This is a genomic window from Nostoc sp. 'Peltigera membranacea cyanobiont' 213 (genome assembly GCF_002245975.1).
GTDB lineage: Bacteria > Cyanobacteriota > Cyanobacteriia > Cyanobacteriales > Nostocaceae > Nostoc.
In genome coordinates this window covers 58,237-83,810 of sequence record NZ_NOLI01000003.1, presented here as the reverse complement: position 1 = coordinate 83,810, position 25,574 = coordinate 58,237, and the positions used below count along the sequence as shown (strand labels likewise).

22 protein-coding genes and 1 pseudogene are annotated in these 25,574 nt (G+C 40.6%); 10 read left to right on the top strand and 13 right to left on the bottom strand.

Going from position 1 to position 25,574, the window contains the following annotated elements; all coding sequences use genetic code 11:
- Positions 1-9: 9 nt before the first annotated feature.
- Positions 10-882: a D-alanyl-D-alanine carboxypeptidase family protein gene (locus CDG77_RS01595; protein ID WP_094327557.1), complete on the bottom strand. Its 873-nt coding sequence runs from the start codon at positions 880-882 to the stop codon at positions 10-12.
- A gap of 389 nt (positions 883-1,271) precedes the next feature.
- On the opposite strand from CDG77_RS01595, the gene mnmG reads away from it, so the two are divergent.
- From mnmG to CDG77_RS01585, 3 genes are read left to right on the top strand one after another with little or no spacing between them, the layout of a single operon-like run.
- On the top strand, positions 1,272-3,194 hold the full coding sequence (mnmG, locus tag CDG77_RS01590) for a tRNA uridine-5-carboxymethylaminomethyl(34) synthesis enzyme MnmG (protein ID WP_094327587.1): 1,923 nt from the start codon (positions 1,272-1,274) through the stop codon (positions 3,192-3,194).
- A 47-nt stretch (positions 3,195-3,241) separates the two neighbouring features.
- Entirely contained in the window at positions 3,242-3,364 is a 123-nt protein-coding gene (locus tag CDG77_RS38405) for a hypothetical protein (protein ID WP_258169615.1), read from the top strand.
- Positions 3,365-3,424: 60 nt separating this feature from the next.
- Entirely contained in the window at positions 3,425-4,768 is a 1,344-nt protein-coding gene (locus CDG77_RS01585; RefSeq protein ID WP_094327556.1) for a hypothetical protein, read from the top strand.
- A gap of 204 nt (positions 4,769-4,972) precedes the next feature.
- Here CDG77_RS01585 and CDG77_RS01580 read toward each other — a convergent pair whose 3' ends face one another.
- Positions 4,973-5,734: an N-acetylmuramoyl-L-alanine amidase gene (locus CDG77_RS01580; RefSeq protein WP_094327555.1), complete on the bottom strand. Its 762-nt coding sequence runs from the start codon at positions 5,732-5,734 to the stop codon at positions 4,973-4,975.
- A gap of 196 nt (positions 5,735-5,930) precedes the next feature.
- Between CDG77_RS01580 and CDG77_RS01575 the strand changes: the two genes are divergently transcribed.
- Positions 5,931-6,209, top strand: coding sequence for a hypothetical protein (locus CDG77_RS01575; RefSeq protein ID WP_181154289.1), 279 nt, complete (start codon positions 5,931-5,933; stop codon positions 6,207-6,209).
- 93 nt (positions 6,210-6,302) lie between these two features.
- Here CDG77_RS01575 and CDG77_RS01570 read toward each other — a convergent pair whose 3' ends face one another.
- On the bottom strand, positions 6,303-6,683 hold the full coding sequence (locus CDG77_RS01570) for a hypothetical protein (protein ID WP_094327554.1): 381 nt from the start codon (positions 6,681-6,683) through the stop codon (positions 6,303-6,305).
- A 508-nt stretch (positions 6,684-7,191) separates the two neighbouring features.
- On the opposite strand from CDG77_RS01570, the gene CDG77_RS01565 reads away from it, so the two are divergent.
- Positions 7,192-8,127 (top strand): bestrophin family protein, encoded by a 936-nt coding sequence (locus tag CDG77_RS01565; RefSeq protein ID WP_258169616.1) that lies wholly within the window; start codon positions 7,192-7,194, stop codon positions 8,125-8,127.
- 26 nt (positions 8,128-8,153) lie between these two features.
- Positions 8,154-8,380 (top strand): annotated as a pseudogene (locus CDG77_RS37320) (rubredoxin); the annotation flags it as partial.
- Between the two features lie 5 nt (positions 8,381-8,385).
- Here the strand turns inward: CDG77_RS37320 and CDG77_RS01555 are convergent.
- From CDG77_RS01555 to CDG77_RS01545, 3 genes are all read right to left on the bottom strand, one after another.
- On the bottom strand, positions 8,386-9,024 hold the full coding sequence (locus CDG77_RS01555) for a TMEM175 family protein (protein ID WP_223269682.1): 639 nt from the start codon (positions 9,022-9,024) through the stop codon (positions 8,386-8,388).
- A gap of 35 nt (positions 9,025-9,059) precedes the next feature.
- The gene (locus tag CDG77_RS36170) at positions 9,060-9,215 is read right to left on the bottom strand and encodes a hypothetical protein (protein WP_190233885.1); all 156 of its coding nucleotides are present in this window, start codon (positions 9,213-9,215) and stop codon (positions 9,060-9,062) included.
- Positions 9,216-9,449: 234 nt separating this feature from the next.
- Positions 9,450-10,823, bottom strand: coding sequence for a DUF2252 domain-containing protein (locus CDG77_RS01545; protein ID WP_094327550.1), 1,374 nt, complete (start codon positions 10,821-10,823; stop codon positions 9,450-9,452).
- 182 nt (positions 10,824-11,005) lie between these two features.
- Here CDG77_RS01545 and CDG77_RS01540 point away from each other — a divergent pair, with 182 nt between their 5' ends.
- Positions 11,006-11,686, top strand: coding sequence for a RibD family protein (locus tag CDG77_RS01540; protein ID WP_094327549.1), 681 nt, complete (start codon positions 11,006-11,008; stop codon positions 11,684-11,686).
- 997 nt (positions 11,687-12,683) lie between these two features.
- Here the strand turns inward: CDG77_RS01540 and CDG77_RS01530 are convergent.
- From CDG77_RS01530 to CDG77_RS01520, 3 genes are all read right to left on the bottom strand, one after another.
- Positions 12,684-13,394 carry a DUF6875 domain-containing protein gene (locus tag CDG77_RS01530; protein WP_308737827.1) on the bottom strand — a complete coding sequence of 237 codons (711 nt, stop codon included), beginning with the start codon at positions 13,392-13,394 and terminating at the stop codon, positions 12,684-12,686.
- 1,046 nt (positions 13,395-14,440) lie between these two features.
- The gene (locus CDG77_RS01525) at positions 14,441-16,132 is read right to left on the bottom strand and encodes an alpha/beta hydrolase (RefSeq protein WP_094327547.1); all 1,692 of its coding nucleotides are present in this window, start codon (positions 16,130-16,132) and stop codon (positions 14,441-14,443) included.
- 315 nt (positions 16,133-16,447) lie between these two features.
- On the bottom strand, positions 16,448-17,080 hold the full coding sequence (locus CDG77_RS01520) for a hypothetical protein (protein WP_094327546.1): 633 nt from the start codon (positions 17,078-17,080) through the stop codon (positions 16,448-16,450).
- 853 nt (positions 17,081-17,933) lie between these two features.
- Here CDG77_RS01520 and CDG77_RS01515 point away from each other — a divergent pair.
- On the top strand, positions 17,934-18,386 hold the full coding sequence (locus CDG77_RS01515; protein WP_094327545.1) for a hypothetical protein: 453 nt from the start codon (positions 17,934-17,936) through the stop codon (positions 18,384-18,386).
- A 369-nt stretch (positions 18,387-18,755) separates the two neighbouring features.
- Here the strand turns inward: CDG77_RS01515 and CDG77_RS01510 are convergent, their stop codons facing one another.
- Positions 18,756-19,082, bottom strand: a complete 327-nt coding sequence (locus CDG77_RS01510) for a YbjQ family protein (RefSeq protein ID WP_094327544.1) — start codon at positions 19,080-19,082, stop codon at positions 18,756-18,758.
- A gap of 664 nt (positions 19,083-19,746) precedes the next feature.
- Between CDG77_RS01510 and CDG77_RS01505 the strand changes: the two genes are divergently transcribed.
- A complete protein-coding gene (locus CDG77_RS01505; protein ID WP_094327543.1) occupies positions 19,747-20,427 on the top strand; it encodes a tetratricopeptide repeat protein in 681 nt (226 codons plus the stop codon).
- A gap of 2 nt (positions 20,428-20,429) precedes the next feature.
- Here CDG77_RS01505 and CDG77_RS01500 read toward each other — a convergent pair whose 3' ends face one another.
- Together CDG77_RS01500 and CDG77_RS01495 are read right to left on the bottom strand one after the other, a co-directional pair.
- Positions 20,430-21,332, bottom strand: a complete 903-nt coding sequence (locus tag CDG77_RS01500; RefSeq protein WP_094327542.1) for an ABC transporter ATP-binding protein — start codon at positions 21,330-21,332, stop codon at positions 20,430-20,432.
- 178 nt (positions 21,333-21,510) lie between these two features.
- Positions 21,511-22,512, bottom strand: a complete 1,002-nt coding sequence (locus tag CDG77_RS01495) for a DUF389 domain-containing protein (RefSeq protein WP_094327541.1) — start codon at positions 22,510-22,512, stop codon at positions 21,511-21,513.
- A 132-nt stretch (positions 22,513-22,644) separates the two neighbouring features.
- Between CDG77_RS01495 and CDG77_RS01490 the strand changes: the two genes are divergently transcribed.
- Positions 22,645-24,210: a cation:proton antiporter gene (locus CDG77_RS01490; protein ID WP_094327540.1), complete on the top strand. Its 1,566-nt coding sequence runs from the start codon at positions 22,645-22,647 to the stop codon at positions 24,208-24,210.
- A 142-nt stretch (positions 24,211-24,352) separates the two neighbouring features.
- Here CDG77_RS01490 and CDG77_RS01485 read toward each other — a convergent pair whose 3' ends face one another.
- Positions 24,353-25,360, bottom strand: a complete 1,008-nt coding sequence (locus CDG77_RS01485) for an aldo/keto reductase (protein ID WP_094327539.1) — start codon at positions 25,358-25,360, stop codon at positions 24,353-24,355.
- Positions 25,361-25,574 lie beyond the last annotated feature (214 nt).

Genomic DNA, 25,574 nt, shown 5'->3' with positions numbered 1-25,574 from the left:
ATCCAACAATTAAAGTGGTGTAATCCAATAAGTAATTCCCTGAACAACTTGTTTGTTAAAACCAAATAGAGGTAAATTATCTTCAGTTAAACCTACATAAGTCCAATGGGGAACATCATTTTCCACAGTTTGAAACCAACCATTTTGATTCAGAGCTTTTCTTTGTTCTTTACTGCCTACACGTAAATCAATTGCTAATCCCCAGAGGTGTTGTGAAGTTCCGGGAGGTGCAACTAAACCGAGAATTTTTGTTTCTTTGCCCTGTTGGACTTTTGCCAAAGTTTGATTGTTAGCATATTTTTGCCAAAATCTTAAATTTGTGTTGAAAGTGCGAGTACAATCACCAGAACCATAACCAGATTTTAGGGGGATATGTTGTTGAACTCGCGCTTTATTTAGAGCGTCAGCCGCAGATTTTTGTAAATAACAATCGTTAGTGTCATCAACATGACCCATTATTAAAGTAGATTGAAACTCTTGAGTCTCCTGTTCATTAGCAAGGATATTTTTGGGCGGTAGTTTAATTCCAACATCTTGGTTTACAAAGACTGCCCCATAAGTTCGCAGCAAAGTATATTCATAAGTACCAGCCTGGGGAATTGTGGCTAATTTCTGGCTAACCGCAGATAAAAAACGCTGTTTTTCATTTAATTCCGGGTTGGGAATAAATGGTTTTGATGTTATCTCTTTAGAGGTATCTATGCAAGGTGATGAACCAGTTGTCGAGCATACATTTAATGGTTGAGCAGTTCTAGCAAATTGGTGGTGGGTAATCTCATTACTAGCTACTAAGACAAAAATCATCCCGATAACTATACCGATAAAACTTGCCTTTCTAAAAAATCTAGTAATATTTTTTTGTTTTCTGATGGTGAGCTTCATTTTTAAATAATTGTTTAATTGATTCAAAGACACAAGGTAATTATCTTCTTGAAATTTCTGTTATTGATGATTTCAAATCATCAATAATTTATTGTTACTGAACTTGAATTTTATCCTAATTATACAAATCATCGAATACATCCCAATCAGGGATTAGATTGGATTAATAACTAACTATGTGAACAATAGCTGTGATAAAGAACCCGGAACGTTGTCACAAATTTTAAGAAATATTATATTTTTTGTTTAATACTCAAGTTTAAAAATAAAAAATTGTCTCTAATTGAGTACTAGTAAATTTGATAACTTTTTTATTAGAAAGTTACATCCATGAAACCACTGGAACAGTTAAAATTGAAAAGAACTCTAAGCTTGCCGATCCTGTAAGTATGACCATGCACAATTCCGTTGAATTCCAAGACGCTTTTGATGTCATAGTCGTCGGTGCAGGTCACTCCGGTTGCGAAGCGGCTCTGGCCTCTGCACGCCTCGGTTGTCGTACCCTGCTATTGACGCTCAACTTGGATAGAATCGCTTGGCAACCCTGTAATCCAGCAGTGGGTGGCCCGGCCAAATCTCAGTTGACTCATGAGGTAGATGCACTCGGCGGGGAAATTGGTAAAGTAGCAGACCGTACCTACCTGCAAAAACGTATCCTCAACTCTTCACGAGGGCCTGCTGTTTGGGCATTACGCGCCCAGACAGACAAGCGCGAATATGCAGCAGTGATGAAGAATATTGTCGAGAACCAAGAAAACTTGACAATTCGCGAAAGTATGGTGACAGATTTGGTGCTGGGTGCTAATGATGAAGTTATCGGCGTTGAAACTTATTTTGGTGTAGGTTTTCAATGTAAAGCTGTCATCTTGACAACTGGCACTTTCTTAGGGGGCAAAATTTGGGTTGGTAACAAATCAATGCCAGCCGGACGCGCTGGAGAATTTGCGGCTGAGGGATTGACACAAACCCTAAATCGCCTGGGATTTGAAACCGGAAGACTCAAAACTGGAACCCCAGCCCGGGTAGACAAGCGATCGGCAGATTATAGTAAAATGCTAATCCAGCCAGGGGATGAAGATGTTCGCTGGTTTAGTTTTGATCCAGATGCGTGGGTAGAACGGGAACAGATGCCTTGTTATATCACCCGCACCACAGCCGAAACCCATCGCCTAATTCAAGATAATTTACACCTTTCGCCAGTTTATGGCGGTTGGGTGGAAGCCAAAGGGCCGCGTTATTGTCCCAGTATTGAAGATAAGATTGTGCGCTTTGCCGATAAGGAAAGCCATCAAATTTTTATTGAGCCAGAAGGACGGGATATACCCGAACTTTATATCCAAGGTTTTTCCACAGGGTTGCCAGAAAATTTGCAGTTACTTATGTTGCGAACTCTCCCCGGTTTGGAGAAATGTGTGATGCTGCGTCCGGCCTATGCCGTGGAATATGACTATTTACCTGCTACTCAATGTTACCCCACACTGATGACCAAGAAGGTTGCCGGACTGTTTTGTGCTGGGCAAATTAACGGTACTACAGGTTATGAGGAAGCGGCAGCCCAAGGGCTAGTAGCAGGAATTAACGCGGCTCGATTTGCTAGTTCTCAAGAAATGATTGTGTTTACCCGCGAGCAAAGTTACATCGGAACGCTAGTTGATGACCTGTGTACAAAGGATTTAAGGGAACCTTACCGAATGCTCACAAGTCGGTCAGAGTACCGCTTATTACTGCGTTCTGACAATGCCGACCAACGTTTGACACCCTTGGGACGAGAAATTGGTTTAATTGACGATCGCAGATGGAATCTATTTACCCAAAAACAAGCAAACATTACCACAGAAAAGCAAAGATTGCAAGCTATACGAGTTAAAGAACATGATGAAATAGGAATAGCGATCGCATCTAATACCCAACAAGCAATCAAAGGTTCAATTACCCTCAATGACTTACTGCGCCGTCCGGGATTCCATTACGTTGACCTCGACAGGTTTGGACTGGGAAACCCCAACCTCAACCGCGCCGAGAAAGAAGGTGCAGAAATTGACATTAAGTATTCTGGCTATCTCGCTAGGCAACAAAATCAGATTGACCAAATTGCCCGTCAAGCCCACCGCCAGTTACCTGCGGATTTGGATTATACAACAATTGATACCCTTTCCAAAGAGGCGCGGGAAAAGCTGAGTCACGTAAAACCACTCACTCTTGGTCAAGCTGCACGTATCGGTGGTGTAAACCCAGCCGATGTTAACGCCTTATTATTATATTTAGAATTGCGTAAAACCAAGAGCCAGCATGAGTTTCCAGCGTTAGCTTAACACAAAGTTCACAAAGACTGAGTATAGTAGTAGGGAGGGAGATTGGTATGATAGATGACATAAATATTAGTACTGTTATCATCAACAATCCCCAGATTCAAGTTCATTTTAATACCAGCGCTCAACCAACTCGTCTCAATAAGACGGCGGATTGGATATTTCATCTGTAATCCTAATTCCCAGGCAGTAGGCGCGGCGTTTCCTCGTCCTAGCAATAACCCAGAAAGTCTATGTTACAAGAAGCCAGCACCCGTCTCATAGTACCCGAACCATCAGAAGACTTAATCGCCAACGAGCCTTGGTCGATAGAAAACTATGCTGATGGCCTAATGGATGAACTGTTTGCCGATATCGACTACATTCTGGATGTTAGTGATAATCTGCCTTCGCAAACCGTTAGGCACGCGAGACAGAACAAATCGAGTCAGTCTTTTGCTGGGGTTTCCTCCCAAGCTCAACGCCAGTCACCTTCAGAATATGTACCTCTGCAAACAGTTACGATCCCGCAGATTATCTTACCAAACGGACAGTCAGTTGTTCAAGATAACCACAAGCACTTGAGTACCGTTGTCTTTGATAACGGCACCATTAAAGCAGTTAGTAGAAAGCGTCAGAAAAGTAGTCGGACTTTGGGCAAACTGCTGATTATAGGAACAACTTTAGGAGTGGCGATCGCTAGTATTATCTATTTGGTGCAGTCTGGAGTTGTATATCTTTTAAATACCAACTTAACTCAGCAAGCTCTTCTAGCGCCGCAATCGCAGTCACAGTTGCCAACAAAAGTAGAAATTGAGGCAGATTTGGTTGACTATATGCTGGGAGCGCTGGCAGTTATAGACAAGCAAGAAGTAAAAAGCAATCAAAAATCTCGCGCGGGATTCACCAGTCAGAGAAATACTAATCAAATAGCCTTTGGTAACGGGCAAACAACTGGTAATTTACCACCACTTCCACTTCTAGCTAACAATACACCACCAGCCCCTAACCGTTCTGGCAGCGTTGTTGAGCGGATCTACGTTCCCGTTTATCAAGCGCCATCGCCAATGCGCTACGCCCTACCGGCGATTCCTGGAACTCCTACACTCATACCAAAAGTTGCCAGCGCATTTCAGGGATCTCAACCTAATGTTGTGAAAAGTGCCCTGAATACAGTGCGGCAAGCTGCCAAGCCTGTAACTGTAAGTATGTTGGCTGCGGCTGTGCAAGCAGAACTTAAACCTGTCGCTGGACGAACTGCACCTATTACCGTGCGGCAAACACCCAAACCTCTGCCTGCATTACCAGTGGTTCCATTACGTGCAGCACTCGCGCCAGAGTCAGAACCAACTATTACCCAGGAACAAGTATATCCGGCAACTGCGATCGCAGTTGCTCCGAGTAATACTTTAGAAGGATTGTTAGAGTTAGGTAACAAATCTGCCGCTTTGTTTAAAATTGACGGCGTGACTCGCCGCATCAATATGGGTGAAAGCATTGGCTCAAGCGGTTGGACACTTGTAGAGGTTAGTAATGGCGAAGCAGTCATCCGCCGTAACGGTGAAGTGCGATCGATTTACGCAGGGCAGAAATTGTGAAATCCAATAGATCGAACTCACCAATAATTTTTGCACTTTCAATACCAGCTTGTAGAAATATTGTTGCTAAATCTTTATGAAAATAATTGTTTACTAAATCATTTAGTAATGATGTCTTTCTACTATTAAAAACTATTTACATAACCCCGGCTTCCTACTGAAACCGGGGTTATAGATGTTAATGAATGATTGAAATAGAATTAGTTAATCTTTTTCTATAACTTTGGCATGTCCAGCAAAAACAAAATGCTCGTTTCTGTTTCCTTGACTTTTATCAGGCCACTTAACCCAATAATGATTTTCTTCAAAACGGACATCTAAAATTGGGTAATCTCCTGGTTCAATATCAAAGATAGAATCTTTTGCTAAGTCTGATGCCTGTTCTGTAGAAGGCTTCAAAAAGGTTTTAGTTGTAATTTCCAAAACGTATTTTTTATCAGATTTAGGTTCAATTTTATTGGGTTTACCTATTAATCCATATTTGATTGCTTCCGCCATTTTTTCAACATCAAATAGATCCATATCTACCTTGGCATCACAAAAGCAGCACTCAATCAAAATAGCTGGCATTTGTGTATTCTTTAAAACAAAGAAACCTGTATCTTTGACTCCTCTATTAGAAAAACCAAGTTGAACAATCTCTTTGAGAACTGATTCAGCAATACCTTGTGATGCATTACTAATGGCGTAAACTTCTGTGCCATGAGCTTTAGCGTTAAATTTATTAAAGTGAATCGCAACATAGACATTAACGTTATTGGCATTGGCCTTATTAGTTCGTTGTCTCAGAGAATCAGTTACACTACTAGCGCTTGTGGGAGTGCAATCGATAGCGGTATGATTTGCTGCTCTGAGTTTTTGTATCAATTGTGTACCAACTGCTTTAGTTAAAACATCTTCTTGTTTGATGCCTGTTGCCCCTGTATCTGGAGGGCAATTGTGTCCCATATCAATACCAAATTTCATAGAGTTGATCTCCTTTTTATAATTTGAGAGATAAGCATAATTTAATTACACTGTATTAATTATTAATCCAAATGCGATCGCTCTGTCGGTGAGAAAAAGTGAGTTGTTCCTGTAAAAAAATGTAACAGGCAACATAAAAATATCATTAAAAACAGAAATATCATAAGTTCAACCTATAAATAAAGCAGGCTAACCCATGACAGCACAAGAGGCGCTGAATCTAGTCGATACTCTTTTAGGCTCTACCTTTGGGCAAAGACTTAATGACGTTCAATCTGTAGTTTTGCTGGAAAGTTGGTTGGGACGCACCTATGCGGAAATTGCGGTGCAGATAAGTTATGAACACGACTATATCAAACAAGTGGGTTCCCAGTTGTGGCGATCGCTTTCTCAGGTAATTGGTGAAGAGGTTTGTAAAAAAAATATCCAATCTGTTTTGCGTCGCTACCAGCAGTCTCAAAGTGATAATAATTAAAAAGCGTTGGCAGTTGGGCGTTTCAGACTAATATTCTCAGAAACGCCAGAGATCGCCACCATACCTACTTTATCTGGTAATTCGATATCGTTATCATGAATTTGATGAATCTCGGATCTTAATTTCTACATCTCCTATCATCGATTCTGCTTCTGCAAAAGCTTTTGCTAAATCCTCAATAGAACTTTTTCCAGCACTGAATCTTATTGTTTCAGCTTTTAAATGTCTTTGGGCTTGACGAAATCCGTTACCCTTTCGTCCAACACCTGTCGTATTAATAATTCCTACAGAACCAGCGCTAATTGCAGCAAAAACTTTTGTCCGAAAGTTTCCAAGTTCTTCAACAAAGGTTGCAACAATCAAAGATGAGAGTATAGAAGTTACTCCCAAGGTTATAAAAATCGAGTGCAATATCACTGCATCTCGATGCCATCTTTTAATTTGGTTCTCAATTTCTGGCGGTATTTCTAGCATGAGCAAAGTTAATTATTGATTGAATTTGTGCAGTCTCAAGCTTCAGACAAATAAAGCATAAATTCACAGCACTCTATTTTTAGAAAACTTTAGACATCACAAGTTTTAGAATATTTCCTTGTTTTATGCTTTGTCAGTGAGAAAAAGTGAGTATTTACGTATTTACTCGAAATAAAGGTGAAAATTACCCAATTTTCAGATAAAAAAGTGAAATGCCAGCAATTTTGACCAAAATAGCTAAAAAACCCAGCTTATGGTGAAGAATTGGCCAAATTTACTGAATTTTCCTATCTAAAGAGGGTTAACAGAAATAAATTTCAATGTTAGAACTAAAACTTGTGTTGATTAGAGTTGCACGACAGTCGCTATCTGCAAACCTACATCTTGCATCTATCTTGCTTAAGCAAGATAACTTCAGCGAAAAAAGTTAGTTTGCTAATTGATGTAATCGTCAAACCTTACCAATATGAAAAGACCTCGCTATTTTCAAAATAATTCCAAAAACTCTTTGATAGAAAAGTATCACCTTTACAAGGGCGAAAAGTTGAACTGGCTTCAAGTAACTATGCGGCTTGAAAGGTCAATTATTTCTAACATTATTATTTGGGTATTTTTTTGTACTGCCTATGGTCTTTTAATATCACTTTTATATTATTTAGGATTGCCAATAGCTTTTACAAATTCAAGCAGTATTATTACTAATGCTGTTTTAAGTTTTAATATTGGTTTTACATTACTGTTAGTTTTTCGGACAAATACAGCCCATGATAGATTTTGGGAAGGTAGGCAACTATGGGGAGCTTTAGTTAATACATCTCGTAACTTAACTCGGGGAATTTGGATAATAGTTAAAGAGCAGACACCGCAAGATAGAGTCGAAAAAGAGGCAATACTTCGGTTAGTAACTGCTTTTGCTGTTGCAATGAAGTTACATTTAAGATCGGCACCTTTAGACACTCAGTTAGCATCTTTAATGTCCGAAAAACAATATTTACAACTCAAAGATACTAATCATCCGCCACTACAAATTGCTTACTGGATAGGAGATTACTTGCAGGATCGGCACGATCGTAAATATCTAAATGTCTATCAACTAACGACTCTGCATAATTGCGTAGATGATTTAGTAGATATTTTAGGTGGTTGCGAACGCATTTTAAAAACGCCACTGCCTTTGATATATACTATCAAACTTAGACAACTGTTATTAATTTTTTGCTTGATATTACCTTTGGAAATTGTTAGCTTTTTGAATTGGTGGACTGGTTTAATAATGGCTTTTGTAAGTTTTACCTTATTAAGTATTGAGCAAATTGGCTCAGAAATTGAAGAACCTTTCGGGTTTGATCCCAATGACTTACCTTTAAATGCAATTTGCAATACAATCTCAAACAATGTTGAAGAATTAATCAGGCTTGCTTCTAATAATGTTCGCTCTTCGTAAATTTATAAACAAGTTTTACTAAATAAGTTCCTAATGGGGGACAAACAGCAATTAGAGTTGCAGGTGAAGATCCTAAAACTCGTAAATGGATTTGTAAACAATGCAGCATGATTTACATCCCGTTGCTGGCGATTTTGATTCAGGAATTGCACCTGGTACACCTTTTGAAGAAATTCCTGAAGACTAGGAATGTCCGATTTGTAGTGCTAGCAAGAAAACTTTTAAACCCTTTGAGGAAAAAGTTGCAGCTTAAGAAATCTAAAATTCGCTGAGAGTCTTCTCTATGCGACGATCGGGGATAAGCCAGATAATCGCAACTAAAACGTACAATGCACAGGCAAACCATGAGTTCACAAAGGCAAGTGGAATAGCTACAGCATAAAACACCACCGATACTTTTCCTTTGAAGTCTTCACCGACTGCGATCGCTAAGGTCGAATCCTTACCGTGGTAAGAAATCAGGGCGCGGGTAAGAATGTAGTATGCGATCGCAGCCAACATCAACACCGTACCATAAAGGGCAACTGGCATAGCAGCAAAGTGATTCTCGCCCATCCAACCAGTAACGAAGGGAATTAACGACAACCAAAACAGCAAATGCAGATTCGCCCAAAGGATACGCCCATTAACCTGTCTGACTGCTTGTAGTAAGTGATGGTGATTATTCCAGTAGATACCGATATAAATAAAACTCAGCACATAACTCAGAAATACCGGGATTAGCGGACGCAGCGCAGCTAAATCAAACCCATGCGGCACTTTGATTTCTAGCACCATAATAGTAATGATGATGGCAATCACCCCATCACTGAATGCTTCTAATCTTCCTTTGCCCATATACGCATTCCTTCTTTGTAAATAGCCAAGGTGACGAGCCGCCACACCGAAGCGTTCCAAGTGCCAAGTCGTGCTAGGACTGCTCTGAATATCTTCTAGCCATAGCCAGAGAATATTAGCAGACGGCTGTGTAACCGTGAAACAAGGGGGGCTACTAAGTCGCCACTCAAATTATCGAGGATTCCTGATGTATATAGCAATCTTACAGCAATTTGTGAGAGATAAAATCGCTGAAAAGCCGATAAATACATATTTTTGATTTAACTTGGTAGGGTGTGTTAGCGGAGCGTAACGCACTCTACTTTTGCACTTTATTTAATCCACATTCCTTAGAGGATGTCTGAGAAGTATCAAATATTTGTTGATCCCCCCCAACCCCCCTTAAAAAGGGGAGAATAAGAGTCTTAAAGTCCCCCAATTTATCGGGGGATTTAGGGGGATCTCCAAGTGTTAGGTGTATACAAAAAAACTTTTCAGACATCCTCTTAGTACAATGTCACCCCCTGGTTATAAGCATTAACAAAACTCGTGTAGTCATACTCGACTTGAGTTGCATAGTCCACTGCAAAGTTAACAATTTCATCTTTGAATACAGACTTGTTAGCGCCCACAACATCAGTAACTTCTTTGTCAACACTTACAGAAACGATCGCAGCATCATAGTCTTTATCAGAGATGGCATGGTTCTTGGCAACGACCTTCCCTGCATATCCCATCGCATCCATGAACTTTGACTTAGTGGTTAGTAACGTATAGTCAAAGTCCACTTGGTAGGGTGATTTTTCATGTAGCATAAAAGGGATGCTACTGACCGTAGTATAGCCAACTAAGGGATCGGTATTGGAGAGCATCGCTTTTATGGCGATTGCTACCCGCGCCCCTTCTTGGTTTCCGTAAACTGAAGTTGGTAGCAGACCTGGAACGGCGATCGCAACTGCACTACTACCTTCCTGCTTCATCTCCAAAATGCGATCGTCGTCGGTTGCTGAACTTGGGCCTTCAATTAGCAAGTAATATCGGTACTTACCAAGACTACCAGTGCCGGAACCTAATTTGAGTCGAATATCCTTGAGGGTGTAGTAACTATTGTTGTAGCGCTTACTACTAGAAATTGAAGCAATGTAACTGCTCATCGCTCCAGCAATATCTGAATAGGTGCTGCTAGATACAGGCTGGAGTTCCGAGGTTGTCTGGAAAACTCGATTGTTACTGTTGTTTAATTGCGTGTACTTCGTTAACAAGCTAGAACGGCTCTTACCTGATGTATTTTGAATCAAATCTTTGACTACACCATTCGTATTGCTGGATTCTAAACGGTATGACAGTTCATCATTGGTTCCCTTAAAGTCGCTCATCTTATTCAGATAAGCATCTAAGAAATTCCGCACAATATCTTGAGCATCACTTGAGCTAAGACCATTCTCTTTAGCTGCCAATAGAATGGAAACTGCCATGCGTCGCAAGTCCCAAACGTAGGGGCCAAGATAGCCTTCATCAAAATCAGTGGTGTCAAAAACGTTGTTATCATTGCCATCTCTCATTCCCCCAAGATTTTGCAGATGCATATCTCCTTGTAACCAAATGGCTGAGGTTGAAGAATTTACAAAACCTGAGCTTGGCAAAGTCTGCATATCACGATAAAAAATACGATCTGTTCCCCGATAAAAAGCAAAGGGGCTAGCTGTCATTTTTTGCATCTTCGTTGCCAATTCTTGAGGCAATTGAGAAGCAAAGGGATGGTTGTATTGGTAAATTTCATTTTCCACCCAACTTGAACGGGGAGTTGCAGCTTGAACTGGAAATGCCAACCCCAAAATTAAAATTAAGACAACTACAATTGCAGATATGTGTTTAGGCATGACAATCTCTTAAGTGTAAAAAATTGACTTTTGCTAGATTATTACGTAGAGGCAATAATCCAATAACAATCCTTTTAGCACCTTGAGCCATAGCTTGAAAAGTGATTTAAAGCACAATGCAACAACTATTCATGCCAAGGATTCAAAAGAGTAAAATCATAAAGAACCATCAGAACGTAATCATGTCAGCTATCCAAACAACTGTAGTTCTTGGAATGACGGCAGATGGAAAGATCAGCGCCGTAGATCCTCAAGCACCCCGTGATTTCGATGCAGTTGATCTAGCACATTTGGAGTTTCAAGTCTCACTTGCCGATCTAATCTTGGTAGGAGCAGGGACAATTCGGGCTGAAGGGGTAAGCTTTAAAATTAGCAATCCCGAACTTTTGGCAGCACGTGAAGTTCGGAATCAGTCTCCCCAGCCCATTACCTGCGTTGTCTCAGGTTCCCTCGATCTCTCGCTGGACTTGCCTTTTTGGAGTCAAGATATTAAGCGATGGATATTTACAACACGAACTGGTTTAGAGCGCAATTCTGATGCAACAACCTTGCAAAAACTGGCTGAATTAATTGATTTGGGAGATACAGACCTGGACTGGGATCGGGCCTACAGCTTGATTGCAGAGCGAGGTATTCATAAGGTTGTAGTTTTGGGAGGCGGCTCTTTAACAGCTGCTCTACTAAAGGCTGGAAAAATTGACGACTGGTGGTTGACAATTTGGCCGATCGTTTTTGGAGGAAAGAATGCCCCTAGTCCAGTAGAGGGGGAGGGTTTTATTCCTAAGGCTGCTCCTCATTTGCAACTTGTCGAAAGTCGTCAGGTTGGAAGTGAATTGTTTTTACACTACCGCACACTCAAATAACAAAAAAGCGCCTTCCCAATTTGGGAGAGCGCTTTTTTATTTAGTTAATGCTTGAAAATTAACCGTTGATAGCAGGAGCGGTAAGAGCAACAAGAGCTTGTATAGTTACTCCTTCGTCAAAGTCCCGGATTTATCACCACATCTCGATTAAGGGACTTCCAAATAAAAAAATACCCCACAAGATTGGGTAATTTATTTGTTGGAAGTCCCTAAGCCTACGCTTGAGCAGAGGAGCAAAGGAGAGTTCAAATACCAAGTTCTTTCCCCTCTGCTCTTCTGCCCAGCCCACAAAAAGTAGTTGAGTATTTTTTTATTTGGAAGTCCCGTGTTTTGTGCAGCCTGTAAGGGCTTCTGTTTTCCCTGTAGCGACTTCTGTCTTGACGTTTCCGTGTTTCGCGCAGCCTGTAGCGACTTCTGTTTTCCCTGTAGCGACTTCTGTCTTGACGTTTCCGTGTTTCGCGCAGCCTGTAGCGACTTCTGTCTTCCCTGTAGCGACTTCTGCCTTGACGTTTCCGTGTTTCGCGCAGCCTGTAGCGACTTCCGCTTTGACGTTTCTGTATTTCGTGCAATCTGTAACGGCTTCTGGCTTAACATTTTTGGCTTATGCCCGCTTGAAACCATAAGCACAGCCACTCGGCCCGTGAGAAATGACGATCGCATTTTTAATCCCACTTAAAATCTTATACCAGTTCTGTATGAAGGTGCGCCGAACTATATGAGGAACGAACCGCAAAGGATGCAAAGGGCACAAAGAAAGAAAGACAGAAAGAAATAAGAAGTAAAGGGAATTTGGCGTAGCTTCACAAAGAAACGGTATTAGTTGCAGTCCAAAATTTACAGGAGCGGGTATGACTACCTTTCTGGGATTAAAGGCCAAATTACTGGGCTGGAACCGGGCTAACTTGTCTGATATTCATGACCTCCTGTGATAATTGTGAAGCACAATAGAGCCTGGAATTTTAAAAACTAAAAAGGTAACTCCCCAGGTAGAACTGTGTTACCTGACAATAGCTGTAAGTTCTTCTCTTGCTAAAGCTAACGCTTGATAAGCATTTTTAAACTTTGTTTCATCTGTAAATTTATGACCAAAATGCTTTAAATAAGCTTCCAGATACTTAATACGTAAGTGCGGATCGGTCGGACTCAGAAGAAAGGGGAGGTCAGCCTCAACCATAAACCGGATAGCCAATAAGGGGATCGGGCTACGAAGTGGACGAAAGTTTGGGTTATGCAGACCAGGACTTTCATTGCGTTTATGAAACTCTCCGATCATTAGTCCTGATTCAACAAACAAAGGTTTAAGTTTTTGCTGGACATTATCTATTACTTGATAGGCTCTTTCATCAATATCAGGAAAGATAATTAAAAAAGCTTTATTAATTGCTAATTCTTGCTCTTTAACTTCCATCCCAAGAAAGATACTTCGGTAGCGTCCAACAACCTCTTCTAATTGTTCTGGATACAAATTTTTTGTGTGAATAACTGCTAGACGAATACTGTTTGACTTTAGAGAGTAAGGTACAAAAGGACAAACTGCGCCGGATCTTCCTAAGTTAGGATGAGGTCTTCCTAAAAAATTTTTTACCCACTCCCTAATTTCAAGGAAGTAAGGAAAGTCTTCGTGTTGCTTAAGGTGTTCGATTTCAAGAATTGTATAGAGTTGCATGAGCTTGTGTAAAATTGAAGAAGTTGTTGATTGAAAAGTCAAAAATAGTTAGCCAATTTTATCTGTTTAAAACTAATTATTAGTTAAGTAAACAAATACGCCTGGATTTTTTAATTTCTGCTTTAGTTGTCGTTTATAAGTAAGTTGGCGTGAAAAACCCCAAGTATGTTACAAAACATAAACAGACTTAAAGCCCTTGCTAATGCCAATGACAAAGGACAAATGACAGCTTTTTCCTGTGGTTGCCGCTACGCGAATGCCAGTTAGCTTTAATTGCGCCGACCTACTTAGCAGATAAAAAGGCTCAAGCCTTTTTGTGAGTCTAAAGAATCTTAAGCCAATCAATACACAAACATATTTTTGCAACAAGCAACCTGTGTTCATTTATTTCTGGCATTTTAGCTAGAATACATATGTATTATCCAGCAGATAGTCCTACTTTTTTACACCCTTAAGCTTCTATTATTTTTAACAAATATATTATAAAGTTTCTGTCTCAATAGTTATTTATACTGTAAAAATTTAGTATTGATTCAACAGCAACTATAGGTTTAATATCAAGTTAGTATAATTGTACTTAAGTAAAAGATCGAGAATTCAGTTTAAATGAATTATCTCTACGACAAATGGGTTTTTTCAAGTCATACATGTCTGGTCTTATTTGTCAAGATATAAATCCTAGCTGTAGCCCTTTCAAGGTGGTAAAATTTGGAACGAAGATTAATGATTTCAACCTTCAAAAAGCCTAAAATCTGAGCGGAGAACTTAGGATAATAGCACTGAAACAAGGTATTTTCGTTGAACACCTTAAAAGGGCTATAGCAATCCGATTTGATTTCTGAATCACTCGTAGAGGTAAGGGACTGGGGACTGGGGACTTGGGACTGAAAAGAAGGAATAAAGGTGTACTGAGTTTTGTTCAAAAATCAAATATGAGTCCTATAGTCCTAGCTGTATATTACTTAAGTAAGTTGGCGTAAAAATTTGTTATTGGGATAAGTCAGGAGGTGAGCCAGTGAGTTGGGTTGCAATCAACGTAACGAACTGACTCCCTTATAAGATTGGATATTTTTTTAATTGGAAGTCTCTTATTTATTAACAAATTCCTTCACTATTGCCATATCATCAGGAGGAATCTGTGTAATTAGGCGAAATGGAAATGCAGGAGTTGAAGCAAACTGGGCATAATCTGGTGTCAGAAAGATAGCGTAGTTTTTGGCTTCTGGAGTCATCTGTGCAGCAAAGGCTAAAGCTATAGCTTTAAGGTACTTGCGAACATCTGCTGCTTTTTCACCCACAACTTCACCGCCACTAATCGGTGTATTTGGTTGTCCTACCTGATCCAAAGTAGTACTAGGGTCTTTTATACTTAGATGAGTACCCCCAACTATACCAACGAGCCATTTTGGGGATGGGATTTTGTCAAATCCCACAATCTGTTCAGTTAAAGCTGGGGCAGTTTTATCGGCGGAACCTGCTAATACTAGGGTAGGAACTTGTATCTTAGTTAACCCAGTTTCGCCAAAGAGCAGAGAAGTTATAGGATTGAGAGCGATCGCCCGTTTGATTCTGGGATCTCGTAGTTGATAGCTATTTTCTGGTAGTTCTTGAGCAATACACTGTATATTTTCTCCCAGACTCAAAATAGTCAAGTTCTTTTTGCAGCGTTGTTTCAGATGTTCTAGTTGTAATTCGGCTCCAGCAAGTGCTAAAGCTGTAGCACCACCAAAAGAATAACCAACAACCATCGCTTTATTGGTTGCAAGTTTTCCTTGCAGTGGATTATTAGCTGTTTGGTTGAGCTTTTCTAATTCATCAAGAACAAAACTAATATCTTGAGGGCGATACAAAAATTCTTGAGGTTTCATAACTCTGGTTTTGCCTTGTAATGCTAAGTTAGTATTTTCCCCATTACTACCGGGATGTTCTAAAGCTGCAACTACATAACCGTGGGATGCTAAATGTTCTGCTAGGTAACGCAAGTCCGTGCGGACTGATGCAAAGCCGTGAGAAAAAACAATTATGGGTTTGTCAGGAGTTGCAGCAGTTGACCAATAAATATCAACTGGAATTTTACGTTGGCTCTGCCCGCCGTAGGCATCGCGCTTTTGGTTATTCAGGCTTAAGTTGAGTATTTTTACTTCAGCGTTTCCTGGTTGGCTGGGATCAAAAGTGAAAGGAATTCGCGGTGTTTTGGGGTCGAGTTGGGGAGCGATGGCTAGCATAAATTGCTGCGTGCGCCAAAAAGCTGTATTCAAATTCCCTGCAACTATAAAAGCCTGGGGCAAATCAATTTCTAAGCGTTTACTAGGATAAGCGGCGATAAAACTGAGTATAGAAAGACCCTGCGGTGCAGCAGAGCCTAATACTAATCCTGCTCTTAGTGCTTGAACTCCAGCTTTGTCCTTTCGGGCTAAGGCTGTAGCGAAGTCACTGAGAATACTTGTGCCAATCTGGGTATTAGCTAACTTATCAATGGTGACAACATTCATCGGTATATTCATGCCCAATGCCCCCAACAAGAAGCGGCGTTGTTGTTCAGCTAATCCTTTAGTAAAAGGCTGTAGACTCTCAGGTAATTCCCCAGTTTTTGCAGCCTTTTGCAACTCAGCCAGGGAAATGGATTCTGTAAATAAACCTAAACGCACAACAACGGTGTCAGCCGCAATTGCCGAAGTATTTGCCCCAAACTGTGTAAGTGTGATACTTACGGCAAGGGTTTTTCCCAACGCACCCAAGAAACCTGCAACTGTCTTAAGACTTTCCCAACTTCTTCCCATAAATATTTATACCAAGTGTTACTTACGGGAATATAACGGATATTTGTGTATTTGACTACCCCATTGATAGGCAAGAGATAAAAGCAGCTTGAAATTGATAGCGATCGCCCCGATCTCTCATACCATTTCTGTTTGAAGATGCACTTATAAGAGAATATAGAATCTTCAAATGGGGAATTTAAACCCGTTTAGTCATCCATTTTTTAGTTCATAATTAAATTTTGAATTCTTACTTGCTAAAGAATAAACAAAAAGCACCTTTTTTCAAGGCGCTTTTATTTAAAATAAATAATATTTAATTTTTCAGACAATACTTTAAGGGTTGTAATTGTTAGTCCGGGGACTGCGAGCACCAGCTACGGCTCCAATCATTGAGGCTATTAAACCCAACAAAGAACCAAAGACAAACCACCATAATCCCGAACGTAAATTAGCTGCCGCTTCCCTAGCTTGTTGGGCACTGATGTTTGCTTGTGGTACATTAACACCACCTTGTTGTTGTACCTGATTTATAACTTCTCCAGCGTTAGAGGCAGCAACACCAAAAGCACCAGATACTCCACTTGCTAACAGCCATGAGCTAACTGCTAAAGTCGTTGCCCAAAGAATTGCGCCGTTAAGAAGAGCCGTATTGCGGTTCATCGGCCCGCAAGCACGGGTTGTAACCCAACCACCAGTAAATAGGGAAATTAGTAAAGCGATAGTTGACCAAAGCCCCGCATTACCCGCAGCATTAGGTGCAATTGTTCTCGGTGCACCTGAACCTTCAACTGCGCCTGCCGCAACAGCAGCAATTATGGCGCTTAATATTAATTGAGTGGCTAAAGAAACCAACAAACCAGAAATAATCGGCCCCCAGCGAACAAGATCGTGATATTCAGCTACCCGACCTGCAATAACAGGCTCGTTAGAAATAACGTCATTACCTGTCCGATTTACGTATGACATAGTTTATGTTCTCCAGTGCTGTTCCAGCAAACTCAATCAAATATATTCATGTTCCTGTTTAAGATTAAATAACTAAATCATCTGTTTTAATATCTATCGATAGAAATAGTTGATGGATATATATTTAGTAATAAACAATAGATTTCTGTAACAATGTTTTAATACATCTTAGCTTTTATTAATTAATATTTGAAGAGTTATTTATTTAGGAATTCTCAATATAAAATCTTTTATCTGTTTTTGGAAATGTCTAACGAATATTTGTGTATTTAATTACCTTATTCATTGCCGAGAAATAAAAGTAGCTTTTTTCCTGAACTTGATAGCGATCGCTCCGTCCTATAGCATTTATATTTGAAGATGCGCTTATAAGAGTTATCTAAACTACAGGCTGTGAGAGCAGACGCATTTGCGGAGCGTCTCCTAGAGAAGGGGCTACTCTAGGAGTTATCCAACGGATTACCAACAGAGTATTGTCCCTACATGAATCAAGCGCAGCCTCATATAAAACTAGTATCAAAGCATCTGCTGATGAGAATAAAGCTCATCAAAAGCATAATAAAATCAACAAATTGTAGAATTAATTACAGCGCAAAATTTGAGCATAAATCAGTGTTAATAGCCACAAAAGCCTGGTTGTTTCTCAGCTAGGTTTAATACTGTAAAGAAACTCTAAAACACAGTAAGCGATCGCATATCCAATCTGCAATTTTTTCACAAAAAAATTAATCGCCTGCTTAATGTTTTGTCTTTGCCATTAGAAGGTGTTGTAGGTAGATAGTCTTACTGCTGTAGCTGGACTATCATTACTCATCAAATTCTACCGACCGCATCAACAAATTTTATTGGCTTTATGCATCGCAGACTCCGCTATTTTTTAATTTTACTATTCTCTGTGATTATTACTACAGTGTGGTGGCCTGTTAATGATTCTGATTGTAATCCCAAGGCTTTTTTAGCATCAAAAACTACAAAATTCCAGGTACATGCAACTAAGGTTATTATTCAGCCGTGGCGTGGTCGTCATCATATATATGGAATCTTTATGATTCCTGATGAATACAAACAAGCCGAGTTTTTTGTGTTAACAGTTGAAGGTGCTGGTAATTACTGTTCAAAACAATTTGGTTATCAAAAAAGCTTTAATGATATCTTTGCTGAACCAGGAACTTATCTGGTAAGAAAATTTATTAGAACTCGAACCGCTCTACGGCTTATTTTCCAAGGTTTGTACTTTCAGATCGATGATAATAAGAATTGGACCTTGACTTTCCCCGAACTAAAAGCTAGTCAACACAATTCATAATTCATCAGTCAGCTTGGTGGCCAGAGCCAATACATTGGTGACTCGTTATAAGCCATTTTTTATTCGGTGAAGTATATGTATGTAGAAAATCTAACCTCCTAATCCCCTTCTCCGAGTGAGAATAACTAAAGGTAGCGAACATTCACTTGTTAAAGAATGTGGTATTTCCGAAAAAGCAGAAAGTAAAATTACGTTATCCTTCAATATTAATGTCTGAAGAATTATTTAGACATTCTCAATCTAAAAAATTTCAAATATAATACAATTCTTAATTTCTATGGGAAAAAGCGTTAATTGTATATACAATTAAACTCAATACAAAAGTTTGTAACCTTTGTAACAATTGTCAAAAGTAAAGATAATCAAAAATTAACGCATCCTCACAGCAGTGCCTGTGGCAGTAATCAGCAAAAGAACTCCTGACTGGTCAAGATTGATTGTACCAGTATCAATTTCAATCCCGATTACTGCATTCGCTCCTAAACGTTGCGCTCGCTGTTCTAATTCTTCTAGTGCCTTGCGTTGACCCTGCTCAAATAGGCGCTCGTAGCTAGCAGTGCGTCCACCAATAATATCCCGAATACCAGCCAAAAAGTCCCGCAAGAAATTGCTGCCATAGACTACTTCTGCTGTCACAATACCTAAATATGACTCAATCACGGCTCCTTGAATCACATCAGTGGTAGTTATTATCATAAATTAGTCTCCTAGATGGCATATTAGGTTGAGATTTGATATTTATTATCAAAATATATGTACAAGAATAGTGTGTGTTGATACAGGCTCATCAATATCCTCTTACACAATTGGAGATTACGATCGCAAATGCGCTCTTATTTATAGTATTGTCCTAACTAAAGGCTAGGATTTGAAGAGACATTTTGCTTGTTAATTTTATCTTACCGTGTAATGACTAAAGTAGGATGTAAACGTCTGAAAGGCAGTTTCCTAAAAGATAGTATCAATGACTAAAAATGTGAGAATAATTGAATACAGGGTCAACGAATTATTAAATTAAATCACAAACAGGAATCAATGCTAAAGTCTCTCAGATTGGAATATTATCTCTCTAGGATTAAGTTAAATCCCTGTAGTTTTTAGAGAATGACACGTATATATACCGATGCCAAACGTGTTGTTTTGTTATTTTAATGATTTATCTGTAGGGTAACTTCATCTGAACTTGACATCTTACACTTGAATATTCAGTAAAAACTCTGTGGTGTAATGCTGATTGTAAAGGAAAGATGAGATGAACTATTCACATCTTAATCAATACGAAGAAATACAGTTTTCAAAAGTCCAGATTTTTGTTTTAATGTACAAGAAAAAAGTCCTCTAAAATTTCAGGAAATTTACTGTGTACAAGCCTACATCATTTGTGTTTAGCGTGGTGTTACTAGGATGTTTTGCCTTCACTATACCTTCAGTGGCTCAGGCTCAGGTATTAGTGGCGCAAGCTAAAAACCCACAATTGAAGGAACTACTAGAAGAAGGACGGAGATTAGTGGATGGTGGAGATTATGGTGGTGCGATCGCAGTTTATCAGCAAGCAGCTAGCCTAGATCCCAAAAATGCTAAAATCCATTCAGGTATTGGCTACTTATACGCTCAACAGGGAAATTACCAGGCAGCACTAACATCTTATCGTCGGGCGATCGCCATCAACCCTAACAATAGTGATTTTTACTACGCTGTAGGTTACATCAAAGCCAATTTAGGAGACACACCTGGGGCAAAAGAAGGCTACCGTCGGGCCATACAACTGAACCGTAACAACGTTAACGCCTATTTAGGATTGGCTGTTACCCAATCCCGGATGGGAGACTATAGTGCTGCTACCTGGGCATACCAACAAGCAATCGACTTGGATAAGAACAATGCCCAAACTTATGAGTTGATGGGTTCAATGTATAAACAGCGACGACAAGCGAAACTTGCCAACAGTTCGCTTCAAAAAGCCCGCGACTTATACAAGCGGCGCAATGACTCAGCAGGAGTAGACAGAGTAGAAGCCATGCTGCGACAGTTAGGAGGATGAGGTTAATCTAACTTGCGTCCCGTTAATTCCACAAAAATATCTTCCAGGTTAGAGGGACGCACCATCATTCCGGTTTTATCGGGCTGTTCATTCAAGTAGATATTCGCTTCTTCTAAAGATGGGAAAAACAAATATTCCCAACTACGCGCACTATCAGTCCCCACTTCAGACAAACCCAATTGCTTCATCACCAAACCTTCACCGTGAACAGAACGGAGTTGTTGTAAAGTTCCTAAAGAAATCAGCCTACCGCCATCCATAATACCGATGCGTCCTGGCTTAGTAGAGCCAAAAGCATCGCACAAAAATTCGACCTCATCCATATAATGGGTCGTCAGTAGCATCGTCATCCCTTGTTTATTTAAATCCCGAATAATTTCCCAGATTCGTCGCCTGGTTTGGGGGTCTAGTCCTACGGTTGGTTCATCTAAAAACAGAATTTGTGGTTGATGCAATAAAGCTCTCGCAATCTGCAACCGTCGTTTCATACCCCCAGATAGGGTTTTTACCAAATCATCACGTTTTTCTGCTAGCTCAACATACTCTAGCCATTGATTAATCAGTTTTTGTCGTTGTGGGTTACTAATGTGATGTAGTCTCCCATGCAGTTCCATATTTTCCCAAACGCTTAAATCGTTATCTACACTGATTTGCTGCAAGACTACACCAATACTTTGTTTTGCTAGCATTGCTTGGCTCGTTACATCATATCCACCGACTTCTATCCGTCCTTGGGACGGTTTCGTGAGTGTAGTCAGCATCCGAATTGTGGTTGATTTCCCCGCACCGTTCGGGCCAAGTAGAGCAAATATCTCCCCCGCTTCAATTTTGAATGACAGGTCATTAACTACAGGTACATTGTTATAAAACTTGTAGACGTTTTCTAGAAAGACAGCAGCAGTCATGGTCGCTTTGTTCCAATTAGAAATTTAAAATCACTTCAGTATTGATATCGATTAAGTACGGTGCTGAATCCCCTTCTTAATTGTCCCTCCTGCCTCCTGCCTCCTGCCTCCTTCAACGGGGGATTTAGGGGGATCTAAAAGTATTTGATACATCACTAAGGACTTTTCAAATATCCTCTTAAGGTGTGGGTTCAGAACGTCGAATTTCTTCTACTTGACCAACTTCAAAAATTAGAGTGAATGGTTGCCCCATTTCTTGTTTAATAAATTCTTCTAATAATTCTACTTGCCGAGGTGTGACAGGTTCCCTTGCTCGAACACTCAGCCGGACTTCTGGAGGATTTGTCAACCAATTGGTATTACTGTTAATTAACTGCAATCGCCCAAAGGTGACGGTTCGGTTCAATAATGCTTTTCGCAAGCTGGTTTCTAGTTGCGCTTGTCGTACAAGTCGGGCAAAACTTACTCCCAAGGGAATTATCAGGATAGCTGTTAAAGCCATAGTCCAAATTAGGGGTTGACGCGCCCGCGCCATTGAAGTGCAACCTGCTATCACGAATGTCACCATACAGGAGAGGGCAATACCTAATAAGTTGGTGAGATAAAGTAGGGTTGCCCCCAAACTGAGTGACCAATTCCCTTGTGCCAAGCCTAAGCCAATCACACAGATGGGAGGCATGAGAGCAACAGCGATCGCAGTTCCTGCTAAACTACCAGAGATTTTCGTCTCTATTTTGGCGTAACCACTGATACCACCAGCCGCTACCGCAATTCCCAAATCTAACAATGTTGGTCTGGAACGAGCCAGCACTTCACTACCATAACTAGGCAACCCTACCAGCAAACCCAGAGTTGAGGCGATCGCTATTGCTAATACTGTGCCCACTGCTACAGCAACTACTCCCTTGCGAAATAAAGTAATATCTGCTTGCAAAGCACCAAAAGCTAACCCACGAATCGGCAACATCAGAGGGGCAATAATCATTGCGCCGATAATCACGGCTGCACTGTCAGATAATAAACCCAAAGTTGCGATCGCACAGGAGCTAATAATCAAAATTATGTAAGCTGAGTCTAAGGCTGATTCAGCCAGCAAATCTGTTTGTAGCTGTTGGAGTTGTTCTGGCTGCGAACCCCGACGGCGGAAATTTTTAAAGCGGTCTCGAATGTTATTACCCAAGACCTTCCTCCTAAATGCTCGGTTAACTGTAAAATCTTCATTCTCTGCTAACTCAAAGTGTTACGTTGAGCCGATGTCATCTGAAAATAGTCAGATGAGAATCAATGCAAAATTATACCAGGAATATCTTTAATGGTGTTTGAATCAGCGATCGCCGAGGAAGTGATTACAAATAATCTCAAGCAGTTTCTGTTGGTACTTTCGGTGTCTCTAGGTGTGGCAACACTACCGCAGGTATTTAGCTGGTTTCGCAATATCCCTTACACCTTGCTACTGGTGATTGTTGGGTTAGGTTTGGCGTTTGTGGATGTTCGTTTAGTAACCCTTTCCCCGGAATTAATTTTGTTTATTTTTTTACCACCGTTGTTATTTGAAGCCGCCTGGAATTTGAAATGGGCAGAACTGAAGCGGGATTTAGTACCAATTTGCTTGTATGCAGTGTTCGGGGTGGTAATTGCGATCGTCGGGGTAGCGATCGCTCTCAATCAATTCATTGGTATTTCCCTAACTACAGCTTTACTGATCGCCGCCAGCCTATCTGCAACCGATCCGGTTTCTGTCACCGCTTTGTTCCGTCAACTCGGTGTAGGTAGTCGTCTTACCACCTTAATGGAAGGCGAAAGCCTATTCAATGATGGTATGGCTGTAGTTGCTTTTGGTTTTTTGGTTGCCTTATCTTTGGGAACTGTGGAATTGGAATTCCAGCCCATCTTATTGCAGTTATTTACAGTTGTTGGCATCGGTGTAGGGGTGGGGGCTTTCATTGGGTTTGGCATTTCCTACCTCACCCAGCGCTTCGATTTGCCTTTAGTGGAGCAATCCTTAACCCTAGTTTCCGCCTACGGCACTTACCTAATTATTGAAGACTTGGGCGGTTCTGGAGTAATTGGGGTTGTCACCACAGGTTTGATTTTAGGTAACTTTGGCTCTCGTATCGGTATGAATCCCCGCACGCGGGTTATTGTCTCCGAATTTTGGGAATTTTTGGCGTTCTTTGTTAACTCCATTGTCTTCTTGCTGATTGGCGACCAAATACGCTTTGCTAGTTTGGGCGAAAACCTGCAAATCATTATGGTGACAGTGGCAGCCATGATTTTGATGCGAGCAGTTGCTATTTTGATTCTCACCAAATTTAGTACTAGCATCACCAAGTCGGACATTTCTTTACCAGAACAAACTATTTTATGGTGGGGTGGGTTACGCGGTTCCGTTTCCATTGCCCTGGCATTGAGTGTATCGACAATACTACCAGAGCGAGAAAAAATTATTGCAACAGTATTTGGAGTAGTTTTATTTACTCTCCTTGTTCAGGGATTGACCATCAAACCTTTGCTAGAAAAACTCAATTTGCTAGGTGATGCACCCTTACGCGAGCAATATTTAGAATTAGTTGCCCGTCATGTTGCCTTAGAACGCGTTCTGCAACATCTCCAGGCAGACCAACGCCCTGGCATTGACCCAGAATTTCGCCGCTACCAGGAGACACTAATAAAAGGGGAACTTGCAGATTTACGCATGGAAATTGATGAATTACAGCAAGAGTCCCCCAATCTTCAAAGCTTTACAACAGAGCAATTTCGAGGAGAACTGCTGGCAATTGAGGCAGATACTTATGCAGAATTTGTCAAGTCTGGTAGGTTAAATAAGGAATTAGGATCTATGCTTGAGGATGTTTTGCCGAATAATCAACAAGGTTGACCTCTCCCCGTCCATTTATGGGCTATTTTTGCTCGGCCAATCAATAATTGGCCGGCCATAGGTCGGTTAACCCCTTCCCTGCGGGATACTACGCGAACAGGGAATTAAAATTGATTTTACTCCCTTCAACAATTAGGCTGTTCTACTTAGTTTGAAAGATATTTTGTACCATTTTTTTGTCTGTATTTGCCGCCGCCCTATCCAATTCTGCAATTTCACTGACATTTAATTGCCAACCTAACGCACCAATATTCTCCCTCGCCTGTTCCACACTCTTTGCTCCAGGGATGGGAATGGTTCCTTTAGAGATGCACCAATTAATTGCTACCTGTGACATGGTTTTGTTTCTGAACTGTGCCACCTCTTGCAAACATAGCAGAAGCGATTTGGTGCCAGAAGGCGCTTCGTGTCTACGCATTCCCGTTAATATCTGCCTAAATAACAAACCTCGGATACCTTTGGGTAAAGGGCCTTGCTCAGAGTATTTTCCTGTCAGTAGTCCTAAAGCTAGAGGGCTGTAGGCAATCAATTTAATTCCCAACTCATCACAAAGGTCTTTCAGTCCCAATTGGGTGACAGGATATGTAGACAATAAAGAGTATTGAACTTGCAGACTAGTAATAGGAACGCCTCGTTCTGCAAACTTTTTTTGCACTTGTTTGAGCCGTTTAGGCCCATAGTTAGATAGCCCCACTCCTTTAACTAGTCCTTGCTCATACAAATCGGCAAGACCATCTAACAGCCCTCTCTCTTGCCAAGGAGCATAATTTGCTGTTGACCAGTGCATTTGTACCAAATCTACGTTTTTCCCCAGGCGTTGGGCAGATGACTTGCAAGCCCTTACCATTGAGTTGCGTGTCCATCTCCACGGGTAAGCAGCAAGTTTAGTCGCAATACAAATATTTTCTTTGTTTGAACCTACATATTCTTGGTTAAATCGTCCCAGCAGTAACTCACTTCGACCATTCAATCTCCCAGTTCCGTAAGAATCACCCGTATCAAATAAAGTCACACCGTTGTTTACGCAAAGGTTAAACACCGCTTGCAACTGGTCATCCATACTTTCGTCATATCCCCAAAGCAGTTGGTTGCCCCAGGCCCAAGTCCCGCAGCCCATACTTGGAAGGGAGAGTTTTTGGAGAGTCTGCATCTTTGCTCTCTGTAGATTGCTTTATTAATTATCAGGTATATAGCAGGTATTAATACGCGAGTTGTATGATTAGCAGGCAAATGAAGAGAACCTTCTAGCACTCGTGCATCGTTAACTATTTTGGTTTAAAAGTTTACAAAAGTTAGGGACGTTCTCTAAAGTAGTCTCGCTACTTTAATTATTGGGCAAACAAAGCCCAAGCACATATATTTTT